This is a genomic window from Cupriavidus sp. 05N39, from assembly GCF_056397325.1.
Genome location: NZ_JBFTNE010000236.1, coordinates 1 through 1,837, shown reverse-complemented (window position 1 = coordinate 1,837; position 1,837 = coordinate 1). Strand labels below are relative to the sequence as shown.

At 58.6% G+C, this 1,837-nt stretch carries 2 protein-coding genes and 2 pseudogenes; all 4 read right to left on the bottom strand.

Features of this window, described 5'->3' with window-relative positions; all coding sequences use genetic code 11:
- Window positions 1-203, bottom strand: a pseudogene (locus AC1DN0_RS40965) (alpha/beta fold hydrolase); the annotation flags it as partial.
- Between the two features lie 80 nt (window positions 204-283).
- The gene (locus tag AC1DN0_RS40960; protein ID WP_441631931.1) at window positions 284-874 is read right to left on the bottom strand and encodes a TetR/AcrR family transcriptional regulator; all 591 of its coding nucleotides are present in this window, start codon (window positions 872-874) and stop codon (window positions 284-286) included.
- A gap of 78 nt (window positions 875-952) precedes the next feature.
- The gene (locus AC1DN0_RS40955; RefSeq protein ID WP_441631933.1) at window positions 953-1,240 is read right to left on the bottom strand and encodes a hypothetical protein; all 288 of its coding nucleotides are present in this window, start codon (window positions 1,238-1,240) and stop codon (window positions 953-955) included.
- Between the two features lie 238 nt (window positions 1,241-1,478).
- A pseudogene (locus AC1DN0_RS40950) lies at window positions 1,479-1,837 on the bottom strand (bestrophin family protein); the annotation flags it as partial.

The following is a 1,837-nucleotide window of genomic DNA, read 5'->3' as shown; positions in this document are numbered from 1 at the left end:
TAGAGCTGGGTGCCGTCCTTTGCCGTGATGTAGCTGCCTGAGGCCTTGCCGCGTGCCGTTGAGGGACTCGATCCCATTGCCGACGGTGCCGCCGCAGCAGGTCCGGGCAAGCTGGAAGCCGCCAGCGCGCTGGCGGCGGCCGCGCTGCCGAGCAGCAGGTTGCGTCGCGATACACCTTTGTTGAGGCTGCGAATTGAAGACATGGTAAGACTCCTTTCTTAGCGCGTGAGCGCGCCGCTGCGTTATATATGACCAGTCGTCTATTTAAAAATGCAAAAAAATTTCAGTACAACAACCGCTTCAGCGTGACTTGCTGAAATCGTCGGCAGGCGTCGCCATTGCGCTCGACCTTGCTGCGCAGGACCGCCCCCTCCCAGGCTTCGATGATGATGGACGCGAGCTGCGCGGAATCACAGTCCGCCGGCAGTTCCTGGCGCAGCCTGGCCTCATCAAGGCAGGCTGTGATGAGGCCTTCCCAGCGCGCCAGAATGCGCTCCAGAGCAACTCGAACTTCACCGCTGGTATTGGACAATTCGAGGGAAAGGTTGCCCACAAGGCACCCCAGCGTGAATTCTTCTGCCGCGTGGTCCCCTACCAGCAACTCGAACAGCTTTTCGATCCTGGCCAACGGCGTAATGCGCGCGTCGTACATCACTTTGCCGTGGCATTGTTCAATGGAATCCCAATAGGCTTCGAGCACTTCGGCGGCAAAGGCCTCCTTGCTGTCGAAGTAGCTGTAGAAGGATCCCTTGGGAACCACTGCGGCAGCTACGATGTCCTGCACGCCAGATCCGTTGAAGCCGGACCTGTGAATAACACGGCCGCCGTCGATGAGCAGGCGGTTACGGATCTCGGGGTTGGCGGGTCTTGGCATGTCGAAATGGTCAATGAGGGGATGGAAGGAACAATAGACGACTGGTTGTCTATTTGTCAAGCATCCGTTGACGATCGTCTACGCTTTCAGCGCGCGCATCAGCTCCGCAACCAGGCGATCGGCCTCGGACTGGCTGCGGAGATTGGTAAAGCCCATCATCAAGCCACGCCGCCCGGGCGCACCGTGCCGCCACGCGGTCAGCGAATCCTCGATGATCCACGCCCCCTGCTCACCGGCCCGGTCGAGCAGTTCGACGCGCCGTTGCAGTGTCAGTGCGACGCCGGTCGGGCTCTGATGCGAAGGCGTCACCACGGCCAGGCGCGCCTTCGGAAAGTGCTGACGCCCAAATTCTGACTTCTTCGGCAACCTCCGCGCTGCGTAGCAGCGCCATCGCGTGCTGGTAAAACTCTTGGCCCACCTCGGTCATGGCGAACTGGCGCGATGTCCGGTTGATGAGTCGAACGCCCGGCGAGCGTGAAACGGCGCCCAACGGCCGAAAAACTTGATGAAGTGGCGCGCGGCCTCCGGATTGTAAAGAAACAGAGTCCATCAGCCGCACTGGCAGAAGATGCGCCAATCTCACGGTAAGTACTTCAGCAGCCTGCTAGAGGACAATACCGTGCTCTGCCGCTGGCTCGGGAACATCGCTCTTCTCGCCAAGCATATCCATGAGTTCGCGTTCAATCTTCCGGCAGATCTGTGCCATGGGCACGTCATTGGCGTTTCCTTCGAACGGGTTCTCCGTGCTTTCGCCAACCTGCTCCAGCGCGAGGTACATCCACGAGATCATAGTGCTGAATGGAATGACCAGCCAGATCATGTTGCCATGCATGAAGCCTGAAACGCTGGCATTGATCTTTTCGAATTCCGTAAGAATGCCAAAAGGCAGCAGCAGACAAAAAGTACGGACAAAGAGCTTATTGATGACCGCATATTGCCTGGGATACGGATAGTCCTTGATAC